Annotated in this window: 1 pseudogene; it reads right to left on the bottom strand. The window is 19.7% G+C overall.

Annotation, left to right across the window (positions count from 1 at the left end):
* A pseudogene (locus N9R85_RS03860) lies at positions 1-725 on the bottom strand (hypothetical protein); the annotation flags it as partial.

Raw genomic sequence — 725 nt, 5'->3', positions numbered from 1 at the left:
TTAAAAATTCCATTAATTCTGGTGTGTTGTCTTTCAATGCAAAGTGTGCTTCATCTATAAACAAAACAGTTTTAAAATAAGATTTATTTATTGAATTTATACTAATTTTTGTATTTATTATTTTAAGTAATAAATAAATTTGAGCCATTGCTGAGGATTGATTTTGTTGTGAAAGCAACTTTTTAACATTAAATACAATAAATTTATTATTTAAATTTATATTAGACTGTTGATTGAAAATATTTTTATATGAAGTTTGTTCTTGAAAGAAGAATTTAAATTCTTTAATCATTTTTGTTAATGGTTTAAGATATATTATTTCTTCAGTTTTGTTTTCGAACTTAGTTTTTTCTAATTCGTTAATAAAATCGTCTATAATAGGTCATTTTTTAACACTTTTTAAATCATTTAATGTTTCAATATTATAAAAATCATAATTTTTATATAAGTTTTTTAAAGCCATTTTGATTAAAATAGTATTTGTTTTAGAAAGATTTTTAAATAATATTTCAAATCAAGTTGCGACAAACTCAATATGATTATCTATAACATTAAATACTTTAATATTTTCATCATTAAATTCATTAATTTGTATTTCTAATGGGTTTATAATGGTGTTTTTACCTTCTTTAAGGTCTATATATTGACCATTAACTTGACTACAAATTTTTGAATATTCTTCTTGTGGATCTATTACTATAATTTGTGAATTATCATAATATTCA

It is taken from the genome of Mycoplasma sp. CSL7503-lung, from assembly GCF_025515455.1.
Taxonomy (GTDB): domain Bacteria; phylum Bacillota_I; class Bacilli_A; order Mycoplasmatales; family Metamycoplasmataceae; genus Mycoplasmopsis.
Note: the sequence above shows the minus strand (reverse complement) of the source record. Positions and strands in the feature narration are given on the sequence as shown.